The organism is Candidatus Pelagibacter sp. HTCC7211, assembly GCF_000155895.1.
In the GTDB taxonomy this organism is placed as follows: domain Bacteria; phylum Pseudomonadota; class Alphaproteobacteria; order Pelagibacterales; family Pelagibacteraceae; genus Pelagibacter.
The window spans coordinates 438,356-462,616 of record NZ_DS995298.1 but is presented as its reverse complement, the minus strand read 5'-3'; the positions used below and the strand labels follow the sequence as shown (position 1 = coordinate 462,616).

29 protein-coding genes and 1 tRNA gene are annotated in these 24,261 nt (G+C 27.4%); 19 read left to right on the top strand and 11 right to left on the bottom strand.

The window, feature by feature from the left end:
• Window positions 1-2: 2 nt before the first annotated feature.
• Window positions 3-587: a CDP-diacylglycerol--glycerol-3-phosphate 3-phosphatidyltransferase gene (gene pgsA / locus PB7211_RS02450; RefSeq protein ID WP_008544233.1), complete on the top strand. Its 585-nt coding sequence runs from the start codon at window positions 3-5 to the stop codon at window positions 585-587.
• Here the strand turns inward: pgsA and PB7211_RS02445 are convergent.
• The gene (locus PB7211_RS02445; RefSeq protein WP_008545363.1) at window positions 584-1,465 is read right to left on the bottom strand and encodes a branched-chain amino acid aminotransferase; all 882 of its coding nucleotides are present in this window, start codon (window positions 1,463-1,465) and stop codon (window positions 584-586) included. The two genes, pgsA and PB7211_RS02445, sit on opposite strands and share 4 nt — an antisense overlap.
• Window positions 1,466-1,535: 70 nt before the next feature.
• Between PB7211_RS02445 and PB7211_RS02440 the strand changes: the two genes are divergently transcribed.
• From PB7211_RS02440 to PB7211_RS02430, 3 genes are read left to right on the top strand one after another with little or no spacing between them, the layout of a single operon-like run.
• Window positions 1,536-1,973, top strand: a complete 438-nt coding sequence (locus PB7211_RS02440) for a MarR family winged helix-turn-helix transcriptional regulator (protein ID WP_008544418.1) — start codon at window positions 1,536-1,538, stop codon at window positions 1,971-1,973.
• Window positions 1,966-2,643: a response regulator gene (locus tag PB7211_RS02435; RefSeq protein ID WP_008544291.1), complete on the top strand. Its 678-nt coding sequence runs from the start codon at window positions 1,966-1,968 to the stop codon at window positions 2,641-2,643. Before PB7211_RS02440 ends, PB7211_RS02435 begins: the two co-directional genes overlap by 8 nt.
• Window positions 2,624-3,940, top strand: a complete 1,317-nt coding sequence (locus PB7211_RS02430) for an ATP-binding protein (protein WP_008544673.1) — start codon at window positions 2,624-2,626, stop codon at window positions 3,938-3,940. Before PB7211_RS02435 ends, PB7211_RS02430 begins: the two co-directional genes overlap by 20 nt.
• On the opposite strand, the gene PB7211_RS02425 is transcribed toward PB7211_RS02430, so the two are convergent.
• Window positions 3,918-4,166 (bottom strand): hypothetical protein, encoded by a 249-nt coding sequence (locus PB7211_RS02425; RefSeq protein ID WP_008544374.1) that lies wholly within the window; start codon window positions 4,164-4,166, stop codon window positions 3,918-3,920. The two genes, PB7211_RS02430 and PB7211_RS02425, sit on opposite strands and share 23 nt — an antisense overlap.
• A gap of 31 nt (window positions 4,167-4,197) precedes the next feature.
• Between PB7211_RS02425 and lgt the strand changes: the two genes are divergently transcribed.
• The 7 genes from lgt to ychF are packed head-to-tail and all read left to right on the top strand — an operon-like array spanning window position 4,198 to window position 10,123.
• Complete coding sequence (gene lgt, locus PB7211_RS02420; RefSeq protein ID WP_034398859.1) at window positions 4,198-4,971, top strand: prolipoprotein diacylglyceryl transferase; 774 nt, start codon at window positions 4,198-4,200, stop codon at window positions 4,969-4,971.
• Window positions 4,958-6,013, top strand: coding sequence for an SAM-dependent methyltransferase (locus PB7211_RS02415; RefSeq protein WP_034398857.1), 1,056 nt, complete (start codon window positions 4,958-4,960; stop codon window positions 6,011-6,013). The genes lgt and PB7211_RS02415 overlap by 14 nt, the downstream gene beginning before the upstream one ends.
• Complete coding sequence (gene pgeF / locus PB7211_RS02410) at window positions 6,006-6,764, top strand: peptidoglycan editing factor PgeF (RefSeq protein ID WP_008544052.1); 759 nt, start codon at window positions 6,006-6,008, stop codon at window positions 6,762-6,764. The genes PB7211_RS02415 and pgeF overlap by 8 nt, the downstream gene beginning before the upstream one ends.
• 9 nt (window positions 6,765-6,773) lie before the next feature.
• The gene (locus PB7211_RS02405) at window positions 6,774-7,706 is read left to right on the top strand and encodes a ribose-phosphate pyrophosphokinase (RefSeq protein ID WP_008544102.1); all 933 of its coding nucleotides are present in this window, start codon (window positions 6,774-6,776) and stop codon (window positions 7,704-7,706) included.
• Between the two features lie 45 nt (window positions 7,707-7,751).
• A complete protein-coding gene (locus tag PB7211_RS02400; protein WP_008545559.1) occupies window positions 7,752-8,450 on the top strand; it encodes a 50S ribosomal protein L25/general stress protein Ctc in 699 nt (232 codons plus the stop codon).
• A 39-nt stretch (window positions 8,451-8,489) separates the two neighbouring features.
• Window positions 8,490-9,050 carry an aminoacyl-tRNA hydrolase gene (gene pth, locus PB7211_RS02395; RefSeq protein ID WP_008544252.1) on the top strand — a complete coding sequence of 187 codons (561 nt, stop codon included), beginning with the start codon at window positions 8,490-8,492 and terminating at the stop codon, window positions 9,048-9,050.
• A complete protein-coding gene (gene ychF, locus PB7211_RS02390) occupies window positions 9,050-10,123 on the top strand; it encodes a redox-regulated ATPase YchF (protein ID WP_008545847.1) in 1,074 nt (357 codons plus the stop codon). The genes pth and ychF overlap by 1 nt, the downstream gene beginning before the upstream one ends.
• Here ychF and PB7211_RS02385 read toward each other — a convergent pair.
• The 3 genes from PB7211_RS02385 to petA are packed head-to-tail and all read right to left on the bottom strand — an operon-like array spanning window position 10,100 to window position 12,659.
• Complete coding sequence (locus PB7211_RS02385) at window positions 10,100-10,852, bottom strand: cytochrome c1 (RefSeq protein WP_445082227.1); 753 nt, start codon at window positions 10,850-10,852, stop codon at window positions 10,100-10,102. The genes ychF and PB7211_RS02385 overlap by 24 nt on opposite strands.
• Window positions 10,853-10,875: 23 nt before the next feature.
• Window positions 10,876-12,144, bottom strand: a complete 1,269-nt coding sequence (locus tag PB7211_RS02380; RefSeq protein ID WP_008546019.1) for a cytochrome b — start codon at window positions 12,142-12,144, stop codon at window positions 10,876-10,878.
• Window positions 12,145-12,149: 5 nt separating this feature from the next.
• A complete protein-coding gene (petA, locus tag PB7211_RS02375) occupies window positions 12,150-12,659 on the bottom strand; it encodes a ubiquinol-cytochrome c reductase iron-sulfur subunit (RefSeq protein WP_008545710.1) in 510 nt (169 codons plus the stop codon).
• 92 nt (window positions 12,660-12,751) lie between these two features.
• Here petA and PB7211_RS02370 point away from each other — a divergent pair, with 92 nt between their 5' ends.
• The 3 genes from PB7211_RS02370 to greA are packed head-to-tail and all read left to right on the top strand — an operon-like array spanning window position 12,752 to window position 14,534.
• Window positions 12,752-13,225: a tRNA (cytidine(34)-2'-O)-methyltransferase gene (locus tag PB7211_RS02370; protein ID WP_008545874.1), complete on the top strand. Its 474-nt coding sequence runs from the start codon at window positions 12,752-12,754 to the stop codon at window positions 13,223-13,225.
• 1 nt (window position 13,226) lies between these two features.
• Window positions 13,227-14,054, top strand: coding sequence for an oxygen-dependent coproporphyrinogen oxidase (hemF, locus tag PB7211_RS02365; RefSeq protein ID WP_008544112.1), 828 nt, complete (start codon window positions 13,227-13,229; stop codon window positions 14,052-14,054).
• A 3-nt stretch (window positions 14,055-14,057) separates the two neighbouring features.
• Window positions 14,058-14,534: a transcription elongation factor GreA gene (gene greA / locus PB7211_RS02360; RefSeq protein ID WP_008545978.1), complete on the top strand. Its 477-nt coding sequence runs from the start codon at window positions 14,058-14,060 to the stop codon at window positions 14,532-14,534.
• Here the strand turns inward: greA and PB7211_RS02355 are convergent.
• From PB7211_RS02355 to PB7211_RS02340, 4 genes are all read right to left on the bottom strand, one after another.
• Window positions 14,531-15,805 (bottom strand): CCA tRNA nucleotidyltransferase, encoded by a 1,275-nt coding sequence (locus tag PB7211_RS02355; RefSeq protein ID WP_008546000.1) that lies wholly within the window; start codon window positions 15,803-15,805, stop codon window positions 14,531-14,533. The genes greA and PB7211_RS02355 overlap by 4 nt on opposite strands.
• A gap of 3 nt (window positions 15,806-15,808) precedes the next feature.
• Window positions 15,809-15,882 (bottom strand) — tRNA-Gln (locus tag PB7211_RS02350).
• Window positions 15,883-15,915: 33 nt separating this feature from the next.
• Window positions 15,916-16,761 carry a 4-(cytidine 5'-diphospho)-2-C-methyl-D-erythritol kinase gene (locus PB7211_RS02345; RefSeq protein WP_034398853.1) on the bottom strand — a complete coding sequence of 282 codons (846 nt, stop codon included), beginning with the start codon at window positions 16,759-16,761 and terminating at the stop codon, window positions 15,916-15,918.
• Window positions 16,762-18,447: a tetratricopeptide repeat protein gene (locus PB7211_RS02340; protein ID WP_008545365.1), complete on the bottom strand. Its 1,686-nt coding sequence runs from the start codon at window positions 18,445-18,447 to the stop codon at window positions 16,762-16,764.
• Window positions 18,448-18,458: 11 nt separating this feature from the next.
• Here PB7211_RS02340 and PB7211_RS02335 point away from each other — a divergent pair, with 11 nt between their 5' ends.
• The 3 genes from PB7211_RS02335 to PB7211_RS02325 all read left to right on the top strand — a co-directional run bounded on the left by PB7211_RS02335 (window position 18,459) and on the right by PB7211_RS02325 (window position 21,054).
• Window positions 18,459-19,178, top strand: coding sequence for a uracil-DNA glycosylase (locus PB7211_RS02335; RefSeq protein WP_008544474.1), 720 nt, complete (start codon window positions 18,459-18,461; stop codon window positions 19,176-19,178).
• A 140-nt stretch (window positions 19,179-19,318) separates the two neighbouring features.
• Window positions 19,319-19,891 carry a ribonuclease HII gene (locus PB7211_RS02330; protein ID WP_008544188.1) on the top strand — a complete coding sequence of 191 codons (573 nt, stop codon included), beginning with the start codon at window positions 19,319-19,321 and terminating at the stop codon, window positions 19,889-19,891.
• Window positions 19,892-19,983: 92 nt separating this feature from the next.
• Window positions 19,984-21,054, top strand: a complete 1,071-nt coding sequence (locus PB7211_RS02325) for a site-specific DNA-methyltransferase (protein WP_008545616.1) — start codon at window positions 19,984-19,986, stop codon at window positions 21,052-21,054.
• On the opposite strand, the gene PB7211_RS02320 is transcribed toward PB7211_RS02325, so the two are convergent.
• Both PB7211_RS02320 and PB7211_RS02315 read right to left on the bottom strand, forming a co-directional pair.
• Window positions 21,051-22,202 (bottom strand): FAD-dependent monooxygenase, encoded by a 1,152-nt coding sequence (locus PB7211_RS02320; RefSeq protein WP_008545272.1) that lies wholly within the window; start codon window positions 22,200-22,202, stop codon window positions 21,051-21,053. The two genes, PB7211_RS02325 and PB7211_RS02320, sit on opposite strands and share 4 nt — an antisense overlap.
• Entirely contained in the window at window positions 22,199-23,179 is a 981-nt protein-coding gene (locus PB7211_RS02315; protein WP_008544124.1) for an A/G-specific adenine glycosylase, read from the bottom strand. Before PB7211_RS02315 ends, PB7211_RS02320 begins: the two co-directional genes overlap by 4 nt.
• Window positions 23,180-23,193: 14 nt before the next feature.
• Between PB7211_RS02315 and PB7211_RS02310 the strand changes: the two genes are divergently transcribed.
• Complete coding sequence (locus PB7211_RS02310; RefSeq protein ID WP_008545495.1) at window positions 23,194-23,682, top strand: DUF721 domain-containing protein; 489 nt, start codon at window positions 23,194-23,196, stop codon at window positions 23,680-23,682.
• Entirely contained in the window at window positions 23,679-24,257 is a 579-nt protein-coding gene (locus tag PB7211_RS02305; protein ID WP_008544800.1) for a thioredoxin domain-containing protein, read from the top strand. The genes PB7211_RS02310 and PB7211_RS02305 overlap by 4 nt, the downstream gene beginning before the upstream one ends.
• Window positions 24,258-24,261: the final 4 nt, after the last annotated feature.

The following is a 24,261-nucleotide window of genomic DNA, read 5'->3' as shown; positions in this document are numbered from 1 at the left end:
TTATGCTTAGAAAAATTCCAAATATACTGACAATTGGTAGAATAATTATTGTACCCTTTTTTGTTTTAGCCTTCTATCTTCCAGGTTTTTATGGAGATTTAACAGCCCTAATTTTATTTATAGTAGCATCATTTACTGATTTTTTAGATGGCATGTTAGCTAGAATGCTTGGAGAAGAATCTAAGCTTGGAGAACTTTTAGACCCAATAGCAGACAAAATTATAGTTGCCACTGCACTAATTCTTTTAGTCATGGATGGTACAATCAAACATTACGAAGTCATAGCAGCAATTATTATTTTAACTAGAGAGATTTTAATTTCAGGACTTAGGGAATTTTTAGCTAAAGGCAAAATCAAACTCCCTGTTTCAAATCTTGCTAAATTAAAAACTGTCTTACAAATGGTTTCTATTGCCTTGTTATTATCGGGAGATACAGGAAATAAGATAATTAATTTTCAAGATTACAATGCACAAACAATCGGAATTATTTTATTATGGCTTTCAGCGTTTTTAACCCTTTTCACTGGTTACGATTATATGCGTAAAGGAATTGATCACGCAATGTCAGAAGATAATAAGGATTAAGCAGCTTTCTGTTTTCTAACTAAAGTTTGATAACTTTCATTAAGTTCAATTATAGTATTACAAACCTTAAATTGATTTTCAGCAATACATGATACAGGAGTAACCTCTGCTGCAGTTCCAGTTAAAAAACATCCAACAAAATTAGAAAGTTCTGAAGGATTTATTTTTCTTTCATGTACCTTAATATTCTTTGATTTTGCAATTTCAATGACTGTTCTTCTGGTAATTCCATCTAAAAAAGAGTCTGGAATTGGTGTATGCAAATCTCCATTTTTGTCTTTAAAAAAAATATTTGCACCCGTTGCCTCAGCCACATTGCCCTCATGATCTAGCATTAATGAATCTGTGTAACCTTGTTTTTCTGCTTCATGTTTTGATAGTGTGCAAATCATATAAAGGCCTGAAGCTTTTGTGTCCCAAGGAATAGTATTAGGCGCAGGTCTTCGCCAGTTAGAAATATTTAATTTTATCCCTTCTACTTTAAGTTTCGGATCAAAATATGATCCCCACTCCCAAGTTGCAATTGCTACATGAATTTTTGTTTGTTGTGCAGAGATTGCCATCATTTCACTACCTCTCCAAATTGTAGGTCTTACATATCCATTTTGTACATTTTGTACTGAAACAATTTTATTGCAGGCTTCATTTATTTCTTTCTCTGAATATGGAATTGTCATTCCCATTCTTTTTGCTGAATAAAAAAGTCTTGAAGTATGTTCTTCTAATTTAAATATTGCACCATCATAAACTCGTTCACCTTCAAAAACACAACTCGCGTAATGAAGTCCATGATTTAATACATGTATTTTTGCATCAGCCCAGTCTAATAGTTCACTATTATACCAAATTTTACCAGATCTCTTATCGTATGGCACCATGTATGAAATTTTTTAATTATAATTAAAAAATATCTTTGTATCTTTAATATGTCAATATAACTTACCTAAAATGAAAGAACTTTTATATCTAAAAGACGATCAGTTAAAAAGCTTAATAGAAAAATTATTTGTTAGTTATAGAGAAACATTTTCTGACGCAAAGAAAGTATTAGACAAATATTCAATTGGTTTGGCTCATCATAAAGTAATTCATTTATTGTCAATGTATCAAGGAATTACTATTTCTGAACTTTTAAAACGACTTAAAGTGACAAAACAAAGCCTTAATAGAGTTCTCAAAGATTTAATTAAACTGGAAATTGTTTCATTTAAAAAAGATGACCAAGATACAAGAGTTAAGCATGTATTTTTAAATGAAAAAGGAAAAAAAATTTTTAATGAGATTTTTGATCATCAAAAAAAAAGGATTTCTAATGCATTACTAAATTCAAGTTCTGAAGAGGTTATTAATTTTGATTTAGTATTAAGTAAAATTATAAATGGATAAATTTATTGCACATATTTTAGTTGTTGATGATGATGATGGAATTAGATCTTTAGTTAAAAAATACTTAAACGAAAATGATTTTCTAGTAACAACATCAGATAATGCTGAAGACGCGTCAAATAAAGTTCAAATAATTAAATTTGATTTAATAATACTAGATGTCATGATGCCAGGAAAAAGTGGCTTAGATTTTCTAAAAGAATACAAAGCAAGACTGGATACGCCTATTATTCTTTTGACAGCCAAAGGTGAGGCAAGTGAAAGGGTTGAAGGACTAGAAATTGGAGCTGATGACTATTTGCCTAAACCATTTGAACCAAAAGAATTAATTTTAAGAATTAAGAATATCTTAAATAAAACTATTAAAACTGAACAAGTTAGAATTATAGAATTTTCAAATATTAAAATTGATTTAAATAAACTTCTGATAATCAAGAATAATAATGAGTTTAAAATTAATAATACTGAAAAAATTATTTTAGAAAAAATGATCAATAATCCAGGCAAAACATTTTCAAGAGAAAATATTGGTAATTTAATAAATTTAGATAAAGAAAGATCAATTGATGTAATCATAACTAGATTAAGAAAAAAAATTGAAATTGATCCTAAAAATCCTAAATTTTTACAAACAATAAGAGGTGCTGGTTATGTTCTCTGGATTGAGTAATTTTTTTAAACAAATTTTACCTAAAAAATTATTTTACAGAGCACTTCTAATAGTAGCAGTTCCTGTAATAGTTCTACAATTGATAATAACTATTGTATTTTTTGATAGTCTTTGGATTAAAACTAATAAAGGTATGACTAGAGCATTAGTCAATGAAATTAGTACATTTGTTGAAGTTTATGACAATGAAAAAATAGACAGGAACGAATTGAAAAATCTTTTTTCTCTTTTTATAGATTTAAACATAGAATTTATAAATAAAGAATTTGATAGTAAATATAATGAGAGATGGTTTAGTCCAATTGATAGGACGCTTAGAAGAGAATTAAAATCAAAATTTAATCATGGAGAATATTGGTTTGATACCACGAGTTATAAAGAGCTTATTGATATAAGAATAAAATATGAAAATGGTTATTTTAAATTTTTAGTAACTAGAGATCGAGTAACTAGCTCGTCAGCTAGACTATTTGCACTATGGATTACTGTACCAGCAGTTATAATGGTAATTATTTCATTAATATTTTTAAAAAATCAAACGAGACCTATAACCAACCTTGCACGTGCTGCAGAAAGATTTGGTAAAGGAGAAGAAATTGAAGAATTCAAACCATCTGGAGCATTAGAAATTAGACAAGCAGGTCATGAGTTTGACAAAATGAGAAAAAGAATTCAAAGACATCTAAATCAACGAACTGAGATGTTATCAGGAATAAGTCATGATTTAAGAACACCTTTAACAAGGATGAAATTACAAATAGCCTTTATTAAAGATGAAGATTTAGCAAAAAAATTAACTGAAGATATCAATGAAATGGAAAAAATGCTCAATGAATATCTTCAATTTACAAGCTCTTCATACACAGAAAAAGATGAAATGTTTAATTTATCAGAATTAATAGAGGAAGTTATAAACAAATATGATAACGAAAACATAAAAAAAGATTTATTATCAAGAGTTTATGTTAATGGTAGAAAAAATTTAATTAATAGGTGCCTAAATAATATAATTGATAATGCTTTAAAGTATGGAGATAAAATTGAAATTACGCTCAACAAAAAAAATACAAACTTATTTATAACTATTGATGATAATGGTCCCGGTGTATCAAGTAAAGAATATGATAATGTATTTAAACCCTTTTACAAAATTGATAAGGGAAGAGCAGACTCAAAATCTAGTGTAGGTCTTGGTTTATCTATTGCATCAGATATTATAAGATCGCATGGGGGTAATATTGGACTTGAAAAATCTAAAATGGGCGGATTACGAGTTAAGATTTTTTTACCCGTTTAGTATTTTTCTTTTTTGTTTCTAACTTTTTAATTTTATTTTCTAAGTTTTCAACTCGTTTTGATAATACATCAAATTCATCTTTACTTGTGAGCTTCATCTTAAAAACTATTTCGTCTCTTTTTGATTTTAAAATATTTAAAAGCTCAGAAGTAAGATCTTTTGACGAGATAATACCTTGCTCAAAAAGTTTTCCGAGCTTGTCAATTATAAATTTAGAATTTTTCATATATAAGATATACTTATAATTATTATTTAAAATGTTCATCAATAATTTTGACCCAGTTGCTTTTCAAATACTTTCGTTTGAAATTAGATGGTATTCTTTAGCTTATATCTTGGGAATTATCATTGGCTGGATATTATGTAAAAAAATTTTTATTAAGAATTTAGATATTAATCAAAAATTTGATGATTATATAACTTATCTAATCATCGGAATAGTTATAGGTGGAAGACTTGGCTATGTTTTGTTTTATAACTTTAATTATTACATAAACAATATTTTAGATATTTTTAAAATTTGGCAGGGAGGTATGTCTTTTCATGGTGGTTTATTAGGCATAATAATTGCAAGTATTCTTTTTGCTAAAAAAAATAATCAAGATTTATTTGTATATACCGATCTAATATCCCTAGTAGCTCCAATTGGAATTTTTTTTGGAAGATTGGCTAATTTCATTAACTCTGAACTTTATGGTAAAGTTACTGAAGTTCCATGGGCTGTAACTTTTGTTCAAGTTGATAATTTATCAAGACACCCATCACAATTATATGAAGCAATTTTTGAAGGTATAATTTTATTTATATTATTATTGTACTTTAGAAGTAAAAACTTTTTAGCAAAACCAGGTTTAATTTCTGGATTATTTTTGATTTTTTATTCAGTATTTAGATTCTGTATTGAGTTTTTTAGAGTGCCAGATGAACAAATAGGCTATTTAATTTTTAACTTATCGATGGGTCAGATTATAAGTTTAGTATTCATAATGATTGGAACAATTGTATTTTATCTTAAAAATGAAAATAAATAAAAATACTAACCTCCCACTTGATAAATTTATTGAATTTGCTCTTTACAATAAAGACACAGGCTATTACATGAAAAAAAACCCTTTTGGAAAAGAGGGAGATTTTATTACTGCGCCAAACATCACAAGACTTTTTTCAGAAATGATTGCCATCTGGATAGTAACATTTTGGAAAAGTATTGGCTCTCCGAAAAAATTCAATTTATTTGAACTAGGAGCTGGGAATGGTGAAATGATGAAGGTTATTGTTGAAACTCTTAAAAATTTTCCAGAGTGTTTTGAAAATTGTAAATTTTATATTCACGAAAAAAGTAAATTATTAACAAAACAACAACAAAGTAATTTAAGTTCTGAAAATATAGAATGGGTAGACAATATAAAAAAAATAAATTCTAATCCAACAATATTTTTGGCTAATGAATTCTTTGATGCACTACCAATAAAACAGTTTTTTAAAAAAAAAGAGGGTTGGTTTGAAAGATATGTAAATTTTAAAGAAATAAAAAAGGCAGTATTTAAAGATCAAATAATTAATATCGAAGAAATTGAAAAAAAATTAAAATTTAAAATATCCAAAGATCAAGATATTATAGAATACTCACCAAGTTCATTTAATTATTTACAAAATATTTGTGAAATAATTAATATAAACAACGGTGGAATGTTAATTATTGATTACGGCTACTTAGACTCAAAAATGCATGAAACTCTTCAAGCAGTAAAAAATCATAAATATTCTGATATTTTAAAAGATATTGGAAATTCTGATATTACTTACAATATAAATTTTAATTTATTTAAACAATTTATTGATCAATTTGATGATCTAAATTCTATAATTAGTAATCAAAAGAAATTTTTAACAAGTATGGGAATTCTGCAGAGGGCAGAAATTATAAGCGAAAATATCCCTTTTTCTAAAAAAACTGACCTATTTTATAGAGTAAGGCGTTTAATTGATGAAAAACAAATGGGTAATTTATTTAAAGTAATGCTAATTAAAAAAACAGAAAATAAATTTAATACAGGTTTCCAAGTTGATTAAATCAAAAATACTTTCAAGAAAAAAAGATTTAAAACATGGTTTTTTTAATAGTGTTGGTGGTAAATCAAAAGATATTTATAAAAGTTTAAACTGCGGTTTTGGCTCAAAAGATAAGAAATTAAATGTAAAAAAAAATTTAGAAATAGTAAGAAAAAAAATTAGCAATCAAGCAAAAAATATTTTTTTACTTCACCAACTTCATAGTAATAAATTTATTTATATTAATAAGAAATATAGAATAAAAAAAAGACCAAAGGCAGATGCAATTATTACTAATCAAAAATATTTGCCAATTGCAGTTCTTACAGCGGATTGTGCTCCAGTTTTAATTTATGATAACAATTCAAAAATGATAGCTGCAATCCACGCTGGTTGGAAAGGTGCATTTAAGGATATTGTAAAAAAAGTTATTAAATTCATGATAAAAAAAGGTTGTTCTGTTGAAAATATGACTGCTGTAATTGGTCCATCAATTTCTCAAAAAAATTATGAGGTAAAAGAAGATTTTAAAAAAAAGTTCATTAAAAAAGATAGGAACAATCTGAAATATTTTAAGATTAGTAAGAAAAAATTATATTTTGACTTAACTAAATATATTTATTCATCTCTTAAAACTAATGAAGTTAAGTATGTAGATGTTTTAAAAATTGATACTTATGATGCAAAAAATAAATTTTTTAGTGCAAGAAGAGCAATAAAATTAAAACATGGTGATTATGGTAGAAATATATCAATAATTATGCTTAATTAGGCTTTTTTAATGAAATTATTATCAGGCAATAGCAACAAACCACTCAGTAAAAATATTGCAAAATATTTAAAGTCTAAATTAGTTAACTCTAGTATTAGAAATTTTTCTGATGGTGAAATTTATGTTGAGATTAACGAAAATATAAGAGGAAATAGTATTTTTATAATACAATCTATTTCTTCTCCTGCTAATGATAATTTAATGGAATTATTACTTTGTATTGATGCGTTAAAAAGATCTTCTGCAAAAAATATAACTGCAGTTATTCCTTATTTTGGTTATGCTAGACAAGACAGAAAAGTTGTTCCGAGAACCTCCATTTCAGCTAAACTTGTTTCAAATCTTATTACTACAGCAGGTGCAGATAGAGTCGTAACAGTAGATTTGCATGCTGGACAGATACAGGGTTTTTTTGATATCCCAGTTGATAACTTATTTGCAACTCCTATTTTTGCCAGACATATAAAAAAAAATATAAAAAATAAAAATATAATTTGTGTTGCACCTGATGTCGGGGGCACTGAAAGAGCTAGGGCCTTAGGCAAACTTTTAAATGTAGGTCTTGCAATTGTTGACAAAAGAAGACCTAAGCCTGGTCAGTCACAAGTAATGAATGTAATTGGAGATGTTAAAGATAAAACTTGCATAATTGTTGATGATATTATTGACTCAGGTGGAACAATAGTTAATGCTGCTAAGGCTCTTAAAAAAAGAGGAGCAAAAGAAGTTTATGTTTATATTACCCACGGCGTATTAAGTGGTGAAGCTGTTAAAAAAATCAAAGGATCTGTTATAAAAAATTTAGTGATTACGAATACAATTGATAACAATAATAAAATTAAAAGTGTCAAAAACATTGAGGTTCTGTCTATTTCAGGCTTAATGGGTGAGGCAATTAAAAGAATATCAAACTCAACATCTGTATCGGATTTATTTAAATAATTACCTTGAGTTATTAAGGAACTTGGGCTAAAAACCGGACACTTTATGAATTCTTTAAACGCAAACATTAGAAACACCAAAACTAAGGGCGAATTAAGTGCTCTAAGAAATAACGGCAATGTGCCAGCAATTATTTATGGTGGTGAAGCTCAAAATGAAAAAATATCAATTTCAAAAAAGCTTTTGAAATCTTTAATCGAAAAAGAAAACTTTTTATCAAATATAGTTACTCTTAATGTAGACGGAAAATCACAAAATGTTTTACCAAAAGAAATTAAATATCATATTATTTCTGATGAACCAATTCATGTTGACTTTTTAAGAGTTGTTCCAGGTTTAAAAATTAAAATTGAGGTGCCTGTTCAATTCATTAACCATGAAAAATCTCCAGGACTAAAAAGAGGTGGGGTTTTGAATATTGTTAGAAGAAAAGTAGAACTAAGATGTCCAAGCGAAAAGATACCAGAAAGTCTTGTAATTGATTTAGATGGTATTGATATTGGTGAAAGTTTCAAAATATCTTCAATTAAATTAGAAACAGATGTTGAGCCGACTATTAGAGGAAGAGACTTTGTAATAGCTACATTGGCTGCACCAACAGTAATGAAAGAACCTGAAAAACCAGCAGAAGCAGAAGCAGCTGAAGGGACTGATGGAGCAGAGGGTGAACAGCCCGCAGCAGAAGCAGCAGAAGGTGATAAAAAAGAAGGTGACGATAATAAAGCTGCTGAAGAAAAAAAATAATTAATCAAAATTGAATTTTACTACCCTTTAACAAAACATATGCTTTTATTCGTAGGTTTAGGTAACCCCACTCCAGACAGTGAAAACAATAGACATAATGTTGGGTTCAAAATCATAGATTCTATAAATAAAAAGTTTGGGCTATCAAAACAAAAGCCAAAATTTAAAGGTTTGCTTACGACTGGAAACGTGGGTGATCAAAAAGTTTATGCTATTAAGCCTCTAACATTTATGAATAACTCTGGAATTTGTATCAGAGAACTCATTGAATACTTTAAAATAGATGCTGAAGACGTAATTGTATTTCATGATGATTTAGATGTTGAGTTTGGAAAGATTAAAGCAAAATACGGTGGATCAAGTGCAGGTCATAATGGAATTGCATCAATCGATAAATTTATTGGCAAAGAATATTCTAGGGTGAGAATTGGAATTGGAAAACCAAAAGAGAATATAAAAGTTGGTGATTTTGTCCTTCAAAACTTTGATGAAGATGAAATGCCGGGTATAGAAAAAATTTCTAACAATATTATAGAATCCATTTCATTGCTTGTTGATAAAAAATTAGACTTATTTTCAAGCACAGTAAATAATAAATAATGAGTTTTAAATGTGGAATTGTTGGTTTACCCAATGTTGGTAAATCTACACTTTTTAATGCATTAACAAATTCAAGTAAAGCTCAAGCTGCAAACTTTCCTTTTTGTACTATAGATCCTAATATAGGTATTGTTGCTGTTCCTGATAAAAGATTGGAAAATTTATCTAAAGTTTCAAAATCTAAAAAAGTTATTAATACTACAATTTCATTTGTTGATATTGCTGGACTTGTAAAAGGAGCTTCTAAGGGTGAGGGATTAGGAAATAAGTTTCTTTCGCACATCAGAGAAGTAGATGCAATTATTCATATGATTAGATGTTTTGACTCTGATGATATTCAAAATGTTAATCCTACCGTAGATCCAATTAGAGATCTTGAAATTATTGAAACCGAAATGATGCTTGCAGATTTAGAGTCTATTCAAAAAAGGTTGGAAAAAAGTAATAAAAAAAATGTTGATGAAGAACAACTGAAAATACTAGAACTTGCATTAGATTGTATTAATAATGATAAAGATATTTCGATCTTAAATACTCAATTTGAAAATAAATTACTAAATCAAAGTGGCCTACTATCAATTAAGCCAAAAATTTTTGTATGTAATGTTGATGAACAAAGTGTTCAAAATGGAAATAAGTATACAAAAAATTTTATAAATAAATTTGGTGAAGAAAACACATTAATTGTATCAGCAGATATAGAAAATCAAATAAACGAATTAGAGTCCGAAGAGAGAAAAAATTATATGGAAATGATTGGTCTAAAAGAGACAGGACTAAACATGTTAATACAAAAAGGATACAAAATATTAGATTTAGATACCTACTTTACATCTGGACCTGAAGAAACTAGAGCGTGGACAATTCAAAAAAATTGTACTGCACCAAAAGCTGCTGGAGAAATACATACTGATTTCGAAAAAGGATTTATTAGAGCAGAGACAGTATCCTATGAAGATTTTGTACAGAATGAGGGTTGGGTAAACTCTAAGACTAATGGAAAAATGAGACTTGAAGGTAAAGATTATATTGTAAAAGATGGAGATGTCTTAAACTTCAGATTCAACACGTGACCAAATTTTCTTCATACTGAAATAAACTAACACAGTTAAAATTATCAAATATATAATCGCTTTAAAACCCATTTGGTGTCGTGCCTCTAAATGAGGTTCTGCAGCCCACATTAAAAACGTAGTCACATCTTTCGACATTTGTTCTACAGTAGCTTCAGTTCCATCACCATATTCTATTATACCATCTGAAAGTGGGGCTGACATTTTAATTTTATTACCATACATATATTTATTGTAATGAACACCATCATCTAAAGTCATTCCAGATGGTACATCTTCATATCCTTGTAGCAAAGAATAAATGTAGTCTACTCCACCTCCTCTGGCCTTAACTAAAACTGACATGTCTGGTGGATATGCGCCACCATTTGCTGCTTGAGCAGCCTTAACATTTTCGTAAGGCATTACAAATTTATCTGATAATTTTGCTGGTCTTGTAAACATTTCACCGTCTGCATTTGGACCATCCAATACTTCAAACGACGCTGCTATTGCTTTTGTCTCCGCCTCTGAAAATTCAGGTCCACCTTTTTCTCCTAAATTCCTATAGCTTAAATATTTCATTGAGTGACATGCAGCACAAACTTCAGTATATACTTGATATCCTCTTTGAAGTGATCCTCTGTCAAATTTTCCAAATAAACCTTTAAAACTCCAATCAGTCTTTAAGTAGTCAACTTTTTCAGCTGAGAATGAATAAGCTGTTGTAAGAAAAAAAAAGCCTAAAATATAAAATAATTTTGTTAAATTTTTCACTTTGATTTATCAAAACTTTGATTGTTTCTTGCAGTTGCCAAATTAGGTGATCCACCCAGCACTGACTCTGTTATACTTAAAGGAACAGGAATAGTTTTTTCTTTAAATCCAAGAACTGGCAAGATCACCAGAAAATGAAGGAAATAGTATGCGGTTGCTACTCTTGCAATTAATAAATATAGCCCTTCTGCAGGCATTGCACCCATGTAGCCCAAGATCAATACATCAGCCACAAGTATCCAATAAAATTGTTTGTATAAAGGTCTAAACACAGCAGATCTTATTTTCGACGTATCTAACCATGGAAGTACAGCTAATATCAAAATAGCTGATAGCATAGCAACAACACCAAGCAATTTATCAGGAACAGATCTTAATATTGCATAAAAAGGTAACAGGTACCACTCTGGAACTATGTGGGCTGGTGTGACCATCGGATTTGCTTCAATATAATTATCTGCATGCCCTAAAATATTAGGTGAATAAAAAACAAAAAATGCAAACACAATCATAAACATTAATAATGCAAAACCATCCTTGATAACAATGTATGGATGGAATGGGACTGTGTCTTTCGAAGGTTTCTTAATATCAATCCCAACTGGATTATTATTACCTGGAACATGTAATGCCCAAATATGAAGAACTACAAGTCCTAAAATTAAAAAAGGTATTAGATAATGAAGTGTGAAAAATCTAGTTAAAGTCGGGTTATCTACTGAATAACCACCCCAAAGCCATGTCACAATTCCTTCACCTACTAATGGAATTGCACTAAACAAGTTAGTAATAACTGTTGCTCCCCAAAAACTCATTTGTCCCCACGGTAGTACATAGCCCATGAAAGCAGCAGCCATCATTAATAAATAAATTATAATACCAATAATCCAGATTATTTCTCTTGGTGATTTATAAGATCCATAAAACAAAGATCTAAAAATATGAATGTAAACTGCAAGAAAAAACATCGATGCACCATTTGCATGAATGTATCTTATTAACCAACCATAATTAACATCTCTCATGATATGCTCAACACTTTCAAATGCCATATCAGCATGGGCAATGTAGTGCATTGCAAGAGTTAAACCAGTTACAATTTGAGTAATTAAACAAAAAGTTAAAATTCCACCGAACGTCCACCAATAATTTAAATTTTTTGGAGTTGGATAATCTGTTAAATGGTTTGCAAGAGTAAGTAGCGGTAACCTATCGTTAAACCATTTTCCAACTTTTGATGAAGGTGTGTAATCATGATCACTCATAAATATTATCCAATTTTAATTGTATTAGCGTTAACAAATTCATATTTTGGAACTTCCATGTTTAATGGTGCAGGACCTTTTCTAATTCTTCCAGAAGTATCATAATGAGAACCATGACAAGGACAAAACCATCCATCATAATCACCTTTATCATTTAATGGAACGCAACCTAAGTGAGTGCAAACACCAAGCATAACAAGCCACTCCGGATTTTTTGCTCTATCTTCATCTTTTTCAGGATGTATTAAATCTTCCATCTTTACAGATCTAGCTTCTTTAATTTCTTCTTCTGTTCGTCTTCTGATAAAAACTGGTTTACCTCTCCATAGAACTGTAATTGTATTTCCTCGCTTAACTGAGCTAATATCTACTTCTGTGCTAGCTAATGCTTTAACAGATGCATCTGGATTCATCTGGTCTATAAGTGGCCAAACAACTGCGGCAGCACCTACAGCACCAACAGCATATGAGGCTGTAAATAAAAAGTCTCGTCTTTCTGTTTTTTTGTCTGACATTGATTATAATAATTAATATTGCCCGTTATTGATTTAAAATACTTAATATACGAATTCATATAATATAAAATAATAATTTTACTACTGAAAGAATGACACAGAATCCATCAATTCTAAGACCTAAAATCGCATTATATGAGCCTGATATTCCTCAAAATACAGCTGCAATAATTAGAACTTGTGCTTGTTTAGGGGCCAAACTTGAAATAATAGAACCTTGTGGTTTTCATTTGAGTGATAAACGCTTCAAAAGAGTAGTGATGGATTATATGGATTGGGACAAAATTAATATATATCAAAGCTCTGATAAATTCTTTAAAGCGAAAAAGAATCAAAGAATTGTATTGATGACAACCAAAGCGTCAGTATCCTATACAGAATTTAAATTTGAAAAAAATGATACAATTTTATTTGGCAGAGAAAGTTCTGGAGTTCCTGAAAGTGTGCATCAATTAATAAATGATCGTCTCAAAATACCAATGAGTGAAGATACCAGGTCGCTTAATATTGCATCTTCGGTAGCAATTATTTTGGCAGAAAGTTTAAGACAAACTAAATTGATATAAAATGGATAACGAAATTAAAAAAGATCTAGCTAGTAATTGGTTTAAATTACTTCAAAATGCAATATGTGATGACATCATAAAGTTAGAAAATAATAAAATCAATTTTCAATCAACAACATGGAAAAGAAGTAAAAGTAAAAATGAAGGTGGTGGTGAATATAGAATTTTAAAAGATGGTAAAATTTTTGAAAAAGTTGGTGTTAACTTTTCAAAAGTTAATGGAAAATTTCCAAAAAAATTTCAAAAAAATATTCTAGGAGCTAGTAAGGATCCTCGGTTCTGGGCTTCAGGAATTTCAATAGTGATGCACATGCAAAATCCACATATTCCAGCTATGCATTTTAACACTAGATATATTTGTACAACACAAAATTGGTTTGGTGGAGGTATGGATGTTACTCCTGCAATCAAAGATAATCAGGAAAAAAGTAAATTTCATAAAACTTTAAAAACAATGTGCGATCGACATAGTAAAAAATATTATAAAAAATACAAAAAATGGTGTGATGAATATTTTTACTTACCACATAGAAAAGAAGCAAGGGGAATTGGTGGTATCTTTTTTGATTATAAAAAGAATGATTTTGAAAATGATTTTAAATTTGTGAGAGATGTTGGTGTTACATTTCAAATGTTATTTAACTCGATTATTAAAAAAAAGATAAAAAAAAAATGGACTTTTAAAGATAAAGAGATGCAATATGTAAAAAGAGGACGATACGCAGAGTTTAATTTATTGTATGATAGAGGAACAAAATTTGGTCTACAAACTGGGGGTAATGTTGAAGGAATTTTAATGTCGTTACCACCAATTGTAAAATGGAAATAAAAAATGGATAAAGAGCCAATAACACTGAACGGTTTGAATAAATTGAAAGAAGAATTAATTTTTTTAAAAGAAAAAAAAAGGCCTGAAATAGTTGCTGCTATTGCTGAAGCTAGATCACATGGTGATCTAAAAGAAAATGCTGAATACCACGCGGCAAAAGAAGAACAATCACATAATGAAGGTAGAATAACTGAAATTGATGATATTATTGCTAGAGCAAATGTTATTGACGTAACTAAATTAAATAATGATGGAAAAGTTATTTTTGGCTCAACGGTATTTTTAGAAAATTTAGATAATGGAGAAAAGATCAGTTATAAAATTGTTGGAAAAGACGAAGCTGATTTAAAACAAAAACTAATTTTTTTTCAATCTCCAATAGGCAGAGGATTAATTGGAAAAAACAAAAATGATTTAGTTGAAATAACTACACCAGCAGGAATTAAAAACTTTGAGATCAAAGATGTTCAATATATCTAACTCTTAATAACTTTTTGAACTTGTTTATCTGAAATTTTAAAACCATTATTAACCCAAATCTCTTCGATCGATTTAAATTTATTTCCTAAAGTTTTACCTTCGGGAATATTAAAATCATTCATTAGTGTCTTTGCTGTTATTGGTATTATTGGAATTACTTTATCTTTGTAGTATTCGAGTAAATTTATTAATTTTTTTTCAACTTTGTTAGATTTAAAAATCTTAAAATTTATAATATCGATTACTGCTTCATTACCATTATAATATAAATATTTATTAAGATTTTTTTTTGTAAATTTTTTTATATTTATTCCTTCGTTATAAAAGGAATTAATCATTTTTAGCCTTTTCTGATCTATTTTAGAAATATTAAACTTATATAAAAAATATTCAGTATTATCAGTTCCATCAATTACCATGAGAGATAATAAAAAAATAAAATCGATATTAAATATATTATTTTTTGCATATGAGTTTAGTTTTTTAAAATTTTCTAAATTTTTAAATTGAGGAAATATAAGATATAGAAGCTCTAAGCTTAGATCGTCTTCAAATAATTTTAAAAAATTCTTCGAATTAGTTATTTTTTTAAATTCATCTAACAATCTTTCACTAGATAATTTTGATATTCCATCGATATTTCTTTTTATTATTTTAATTATTTCTGGTCTATGTTTGTGATTTGAATAATTTATAAAAAAACGTACATATCTTAGAATTCTTAAGTAATCCTCTTTTATTCTATTTTCTGTATCACCTATGAAGTTTATTAAGCCTTCCTCTAAATCTTTCTTTCCATTGTTAGGATCAAATAAGTTGCCATTTTTATCAGAATAAATTGAATTAATTGAGAAGTCTCTTCTTTCTGCATCCTCTTTCCAATCTGATGAAAATTCTATCTTGGCATGTCTTCCATCTGTAAGGATATCTTTTCTTAAAGATGTAATTTCATATTTTTGTTTATCAATTAATGCTGTAATTGTTCCATGTTCAATTCCAGTTTCATAGTAATCAATTTTATTTTTTTTTAAGGCTTCACAAACTTCATTTGGTTTTAAATTTGTGGCAAGGTCAATATCGTCAATGGCTTCTTTTTTTATAATTTTTCTTACGCACCCTCCTACATATCTCACTTCACTATTTTCTGAGTAACTATTAATTGCATCAAAAATTTTATTTGCAGATGTATTGGTGGTTATATCTTTGAGATTTTTACTAATGTAATCAAGATTTTGATATCTTAAAAAAATTTTATCTAAAAAATTATTCATATATGGCTGGGGCGCTAGGATTCGAACCTAGGATGCCGGTACCAAAAACCAGTGCCTTACCGCTTGGCTACGCCCCAATATTAATTTCGTATAACACAAAAATATAAAATTTATAGAGTTTTTGATGTATTACACCAATAATTTTTATATTTTCTTTTAAAATGAACTTTTGCCATGTCACAATCTTTTTTTGAATGAAAATATGCAACCAATACTGAACCTGAGCCAGTCATTCTCACAAATAATGGCTGTTTTAAATTTTCTAGAAATAATTTGATTTTTTTAAGCTTTGGATATTTTAAAAAAGCAACATTCTCTAAAGCATTATTTTGTTTGGACAAATATTGCGGACTAAACATTATCTTTTTTGGTCTATTATATTTTGATCTTGTAAAATTTTTAACCCCTGAATAAATAGCCTTTGTAGAACAGCCAAAATTTGGCTTTACCAAAAGTACATAAAATTTATTACAGTTAGAAAATTTTTTAATGTTATTATTAGATTTTAAAATCCCATTTTTAAGATCCACTCCAAGAATTACATCTGATCCAATTGAGTTAGAAATATCAGTAATTTTTTTTTGATTTATTTTAATATATTTTTTTTTTATTAAAAAATTTAAAATTCTAGCTGCATTCATTGATCCTCCACCAAGCCCTGCTTGCTGGGGTATATTCTTATTTATCTTTATTTGAAATTTTTTATTTCTAATTAGCTTTTCTTGATCAAGTATTTTAAATAAATTTGTAATTGTATTATTTCTACCAATATTTTTAGAAAATTTTCCAAAATAAGAAATACGATGATCTAGACTATTAATTTGTTTAATCGTAATTGTGTCATGTAAATTTATAAAATAAAAAATGCTCTCTATTTTATGCAATAAATCAAGTTTACCAGTTACATTTAATGCTAAATTAATTTTAGCAAATGATTTAACTCGATATGTCTTCATTTAAGAATTTGTAACACCATCTATCATTTTTAATTGGACATTTTTTCTAATATCTTCATCTGTATCTTCAAAGCTTAAAACGTTTTTCCAAAAATATCTTGCTTGAATCTTTCGATTTAATTTCCACAATATATCTCCATAATGATCATTTACTATTGGATCCTCTGGCATTAATTCAACTGCTCTTTTAAGATACTTTTCTGCCTCAACATAATTGTCTATCAAATAATATGCCCAACCAATTGAGTCGATAATATAAGGATCATTATTTTTAAGTGAGTATGCCTTTTCCAACATTTGAAATGCTTCGTCTATATTATAATCACGCTCCAACCAAGAGTATGCCAAATAATTAAGTGCATAAGCATCATCAGGATTTATTTCTAGGGAATGCAGCAAATCTTTATCTGCTTTTTTGTAATTGCCTAGTCGCTCGAAACTTCCTCCTCTTCTATATAATATATCTGACTTAATATCTGAATTCTCATCTAGAGTTGAGATAATCTGTGTATAATACTCTATTGCTTTTTTATATTTTTTTGAATTCTTATAAAAGTTGGCTATATCAAAAACCATTTTTAAATTTTGATCACCAATATTATTAAATTTCGAACTTATGAAATTTATTCCATCTTCATAACCTTGTTCTTTAATGATAATTTGTGCCTCTTTTTTTACCTTAAACCAATAGTAAAACTCATCTTTTTTATCAAATTTTTTTAAAACTGTTTTAACTTTGTCATATTCTTTATTGAGATAAAAATTCTCAGCTACAAGAGTTAAATTAAATTTAAATTTTGGGTTCAAATAACTGGATAAATTTAAATAAAAATTAGATTTTTCAATATCATCTTGAGAAGAATAAAGATTTGAAATCAAAAATAAAAATTCGCTTATTACATCATTATGATTTTTGCATGAAAAAATTTTATTAAACTCTTTTAACTTATTTTTGTCTAACCAACTTTTTGTTTGGGTTAATAATAAAGTGGAATTAATATATTCTAATTGATCTCCGATGGCTTTTGCTTCATCTATTTCTTGATTATCAATTAAATAGTTAATATAAAAAAATATATACCTAGAATAATCTCCTTGCTGATTATTAATTAAATTTAGAAAGAAAGAGCCGGTATTTTTTTCATCTAAATAACATCTTTGAAATGATTGAGATATTAAAGATAAATTTCCAAAATTCTGTTTACTGTTCAAAATTTTTTTGTTTTTAAATGTATAGATATATTGTCTTAAAGTTTCTGAAATTACTAAATTAAACCTTTTTTGATCTTTAAATTTTAAACTTTGAATTAAATATTCTTCAGCTTTTTTAAAATCATTTTTTTTTAAGCTATCAATAACTAATAAAATATATGCATTAAAAAAATCTACATTATTTTTGTTATTTTTATTTTTAATTATATTAATTGCTTGGGCAACTTTGTTTTCTAAGACTAATGAGTTTACATACCTTTTTAAATAAGAGTTATGTTTATTTAATAAAACTTTTGAAGCATTAAAAAATTTTAAGGCATCAGTATTTTCTTTATTTTCGTATGCAATTATTCCAGAAAAATAATTTGTTAAATCCCTGGAATTAAAGTCATTAAAACTAGCACTTTTAGAATATGCTTGCGTCTGGTAGAATAATAAAAAAAGAGCTAATACTTTTACTAGTTTATTAAACATTTGATTATTCTATGACTAAAAAACTTATAAATCAAAAAGGCAAATTAGACGAGGTATTAATAAATACAATAGAGCCAAACTTTATATTTGCAGATAAACCAATAAATAGATTTAACATAATTAATAACAATGAAGATGCTCATCTTGGAAATAAAGCTGATTTATTAAAAGATTTACAAAGTGAAATAAATTCAATTGAAAATTGTAGTTTAAAAGACAATTCTAAAAATATTGTTCTAGGTGATGGAAATATTAATAGCCCGATCATGTTAATTGGTGAAGCACCAGGAATAGAAGAAGATAAATCTGGCTCAACATTTAAGGGTGAAATTGGAGAACTATTAAATAAAATGCTGCTAGCAATTGGAATAAAAAGACAAAATATTTATTGCAGTTATGCAATAAATTTTAGACCACCAGAAGATCGTAAGCCTACTACACTAGAAATTAAAAGATATTCAGTTTTTCTTAAAGAACATATTTCAATAATTAATCCAAAAATTATTATTTTAATGGGAAGCTCAGCAATGGAGGCTGTAACTGGCATTAATACCAAAATATCATCTGAAAGGGGTAAATGGAAAGAAACAATACTAAAAAATAAAACCTATCCAGTAATGATATCTTTTAATCCTTCTTATCTAATTAGATTTCCAGAAAATAAAAAATATTCTTGGGAGGATTTAAAAAAAATTAAAAAGAAAATTGCTGAATTAAAAATTGTTATTTAAGTTAAATGATTGAATTACATAAGAGATATATTTCTTGGTGGGCAAAAAAACTTAACACTTCTAATTATGGTTTGTTATGGATTTCCTTTGTTAAGGGGATCTTTGTTGGGTTATTAATTTATCACTTTATTTTATTGTAAATGAAAATCATAGCTGGTGTCGACGAAGTTGGAAGAGGAAGTTTAATAGGACCTGTTTATGCAGCAGCAGTAATTTTAAATAAAAATATTGATAAGAAATTACTAAAAGACTCTAAGACTATTTCTAAAATTAAAAGAGAATTATTATCAAATTATATTAAAAAGAATTCAATTTGGGTAATTGGTAAAGCATCAGTTAAGGAAATAGATAAAATTAATATCTTACAAGCAAGTTTACTTGCAATGAAGAGAGCTATTAAAAAACTTAAAAAAAAACCTACACAAATTTTAATTGATGGAAATAAAGTTCCCGATATAAAAAATTATAATTTAAAAGCAATAATAAAAGGTGATAAAAAAATTCCTTCTATTTCTGCAGCATCAATTATTGCAAAGGTTGCTAGAGATAAATTTATAACATCATTGGCAAAAACAAATAAAGGATACCATTGGGATCAAAATTTTGGGTATGGAACTAAGCAACATTTAAAAGCTATTAAAAAGCTCGGTATCAGTAAGCATCATAGAAAAACCTTCTCACCTATAAATAATTACAAGACACACAATATCTAGTCACGCTAATTAAGATAAGCACAAATCGAATCCAAATAATTCAATCTCAGGTTGACCCAAGAATCCATTTGGAGTCTAATTATTTTATACAAATGAATACTGACTTTAAAAATAAAATTATTAATGGAGACAGCCTTGAAGAATTAAAAAAAATTCCAAGTGAGACTTTTGATTTAGTTTTTGCAGACCCACCATACAATTTGCAACTAAAGAATAAACTAACTAGACCAGATAGATCTAAAGTAAGTGCAGTTGATGATAAATGGGATCAATTTGAAAATTTTAAAAAATATGATGAATTTACATATGCATGGCTGACTGAGTGTAAAAGAATTTTAAAAAAAAATGGAGCTATTTGGGTAATAGGTAGTTATCACAATATTTTTAGAGTAGGAACTACAATTCAAAATTTAGGGTTCTGGATTTTAAATGACGTCATTTGGAATAAGAATAATCCTATGCCTAATTTTAGAGGCACAAGATTTACAAACGCTCACGAAACTTTAATTTGGGCTTCGAAAAGTGAAAAATCAAAATATACTTTTAATTATCAGTCACTTAAATGCTTAAACGATGATTTGCAGATGAGATCTAATTGGAATTTGCCAATTTGTAATGGAACTGAAAGATTAAAAAAAAATGGGAAAAAGGTTCATTCAACACAAAAACCAGAAGCATTATTGCACCGGATTTTATTAGCTTCATCAAATAAGGATGATATGATTTTAGATCCTTTTTTAGGATCAGGTACGACAGCTACTGTGGCTAAAAAATTAGGTAGAAATTTTTATGGTATTGAAAAAGAAAAAACTTATTTTAAAGCTGCTGAGAAAAGAATAAAAAATGCAAAACCCTTTGAGGATAATTTTTTAGATACTCTTAAAAATAATAGATCTAAACCGAGAATTCCATTTGGTTCATTGGTCGAGTTAGGGATAATTAAACCAGGAACTAATATTTTTGATAATAAGAAAAAAATTACTGCAAGAATAATGGCAGATGGAAGCATTAAGCATAATCAAGCCGAGGGCTCTATTCATAAAGTTGCTGCAACTATTCTAGGAGCCGAAAGTTGTAATGGTTGGACTTATTGGCATTGTGATATTAATGGAAGAACCTATCCGATTGACTATTTAAGACAAAGATTAATTTCAAAGAATTAATTTTTATAAATTCTTCCCAGATAATTTTCTAAAAATTTTTTATTTTTAGTTAAAATCTTTAAACAAATATTTCTAAAAAAAATAATTATTGGATTTGACAAGTGAAAGGCAAATTGATTTATTTTTGATCTATTATTTACCATTTTTATTTTTGATGCTCTACTATCATAGAAATGATCTTTGTTATTTATAATATTGTCAAATAACTCATATCCACCTTCAATAGATTGTGATGCTCCTTGTGCAAAAGAAGGTGGAAAAGCAAAAAAAGCATCTCCAACTAAAAATATATTATCAACTGGTTTGAGATAACTTTTGCTAACAAAAACAGGGAAATATTTAATGTTAGTTAAACTATCTAAAATAGTAGCTGAAATTTTATCTTGTAATTTGTCTTTAATAGATTGAATGAAAGTTTCTTCTTTAAAAAGATTAAAATTATCAAGCTTATTTACTGTTAATTTATATTTTAGGATACCAATAAAATTAAATGCTTCATTATCATTACTTAATGGATAAATCACATAGTGAAAATCATGGCCCATAAATAATGAAATATTTTTTTTATTTATATTGCTGATATTGCTGCTTGAAATATTCCCTCTTATTGCAATAGAATTATCATAAACAGGTTTTATTTGCTCATTAGAGATTAGTGATTTACTTTTAGAAAAAACACCATCGGAAATAATTAAATGATCGCAGTTTATTTTATTATTTTGATTAAATGTTAAAGTAATTTGATTGCTATTTTTTTCAATTTTTTCAATATCATGACTATATTTGATAATATTATCGTCTAATCTATTTTTTAAAAATTCAACTAATTTAGATCTTTTAAGTGTTGTGTACTTACAATTTTCAGAATTAAATTCTGATATATTTAGATCGCATATTTTTTTCTCTTTAATACTTTCGTAGAAATCAATTTTTTCAGGATTAAATATTTCATTTTGATCTAAAGCATTAAATCCAATTTTATTTAAAATTTTAATAGAATTTGTAGATAATTGTATTCCATACCCCTCCTCCATATCAATTGAGCTATTTTTTTCGTAAATTGATAATGAATAATCAGAATTTTCTTTGAATAAATTAGCAACAAATAAACCTGAAATCCCAGCTCCTATAATTGCTATTTTTTTCATAGATTGTGTTTAACAGACTCAAATATTTTTTTTGTAAATTTCGGAATTAAGTAATTTTCTAATTTTGATTTTTCAATCCATAAACCTTCTTTAGTTTTTTTTTTTGTATTCAAAAAATCTATAGAAATATTCATATTCATATTAGACATTTTAATACTTAATTTTTTGTTAGACTTTAACAAAGAGTCGAAAAGAGTTATTTCTTTCATGGGAAAAATAAGTAAATTTTTTAAAAAATTAAATTTTTCATTTTTAATCAGTAGCAGTTGATTATTGTTCTTATATAAAGTTGCAAGATAAAATTTATTTATAATTTTTTTATTTTTTTTCTTAATTTCAAAGTCTTGTCTTTTAAATGAAAGACAATATTTAGTAATTGGGCATTTATCACAATTAGGATTTTTTGGTTTACAAAGTAGCGCTCCTATCTCCATTAAGGCCTGAACATAATCATTAGATCTTGATGTTTGTCCAAAAACTTTTTTTTCTTTATGGAGATATTCCTTTTTAATCTCTTTCTCAGTTTTTAAATTTAAAATACGTTTTAATAATCTTTCTATATTTCCATCTAAAGGAATAATTTGTTGATTAAAAGCAATTGCAGATATTGCGCTAGCTGTATAATCCCCTACTCCAGGTAGTTTTATAAGTTCATCATAATTATCAGGAAGTCTTCCATCGTATTTATCAATTATCAATCTCGCACTTTTTTTAAGATTTTTTGCTCTAGAATAATAACCAAGTCCTTGCCAACATCTTAAAAGTGTAGTTTCGTTAACTTTTGCTAAAGCTTCAAAATTTGGAATATTTTTTATAAAATTATTAAAATACGGAATAACTGTTGTTACCTGTGTTTGTTGCAACATAAATTCACTTACAAGAGTAAAATACTCTTTTTGCTTGGATGAACATTTTCTTCTCCAGGGAAGAGATCTTTTATTATTATCGTACCAATTAAGAATTTTTTTTGCTATCATTGTGTCAATTCAAAATGTCCTTTAAAAATAATATTAAGCAGAGAAATTCGAGCTTTCAAGGATTAAGATCTTTTAAAGATACTTTACCAACAAGTGTTAAAAAAATTATTAACAAGAAAGGTCACATATATTCTGAAACTCTCAATAACTGGAAATATATTGTTGGAAATGAACTTTTTAAAATTTGTTATCCAAAAACATTTAAAAATTCAAACAGATTTGGTGTTAGCACATTGTTGATAATGGTAAAAAGAGGCCATGAAATTGACTTAGAATATTCAAAAAAGAACATTTTAGATAAAATGAATAGTTTTTTTGGTCATTCTGTAGTGGAAAAATTAAAATTTATAAGTTTTGATGATGAACAGCAAATTTTTGTAACACCCAATAACAACCAAGAAAATGTCGCAATTGCTAAATACAAAAATAAAATTAATGATGTCAAAAATGAAAAAATTAAAAAATCATTAATTGAATTAACAAAAGTATTTAAAGAAAAATGAAAAAAACACTATTTTTTGTAATAATATTTTTTTGTACAATTTCAAATATAAGTGCAGAGAATATTAAAAGAATTGTCATAGGAAATGCTGATGCAAAAATATCTATAATTGCTTTTGAGTCTTTAACTTGTAGTCATTGTGCAAATTTTCATAAGGATGTACTTCCTGATTTAAAAAAGGATTATTTGGATACTGGTTTAGCTAAAATTGAATTTAGACATTTTCCTTTAGATATTGCAGCATTCAATGCTTCAAAAGTTGCGCAATGTAATAATGATGGTGATTCGAAAATTTTAAACAGTTTATATGCAAATCAACAGAAATGGGTCAAAGGAAGCTCTGCCGCTGAAGCAAATCAAAATCTTAAAAAATTTTTAGAAAATGAAGGATTTAATATAAATTTCGAAGCATGTATTAATGATGAAAAGATTGAAGATTTTATATTAAATGATCGAATCGATGGTGTTAAAAAATTCAAAGTTAATGCTACTCCTACGATTATAATCAATGATAAAAAGTTCGAAAAAACTCTTAATTATAAAAATTTAAAAAAAGCTCTAGAAAAACTGATATAAGTTA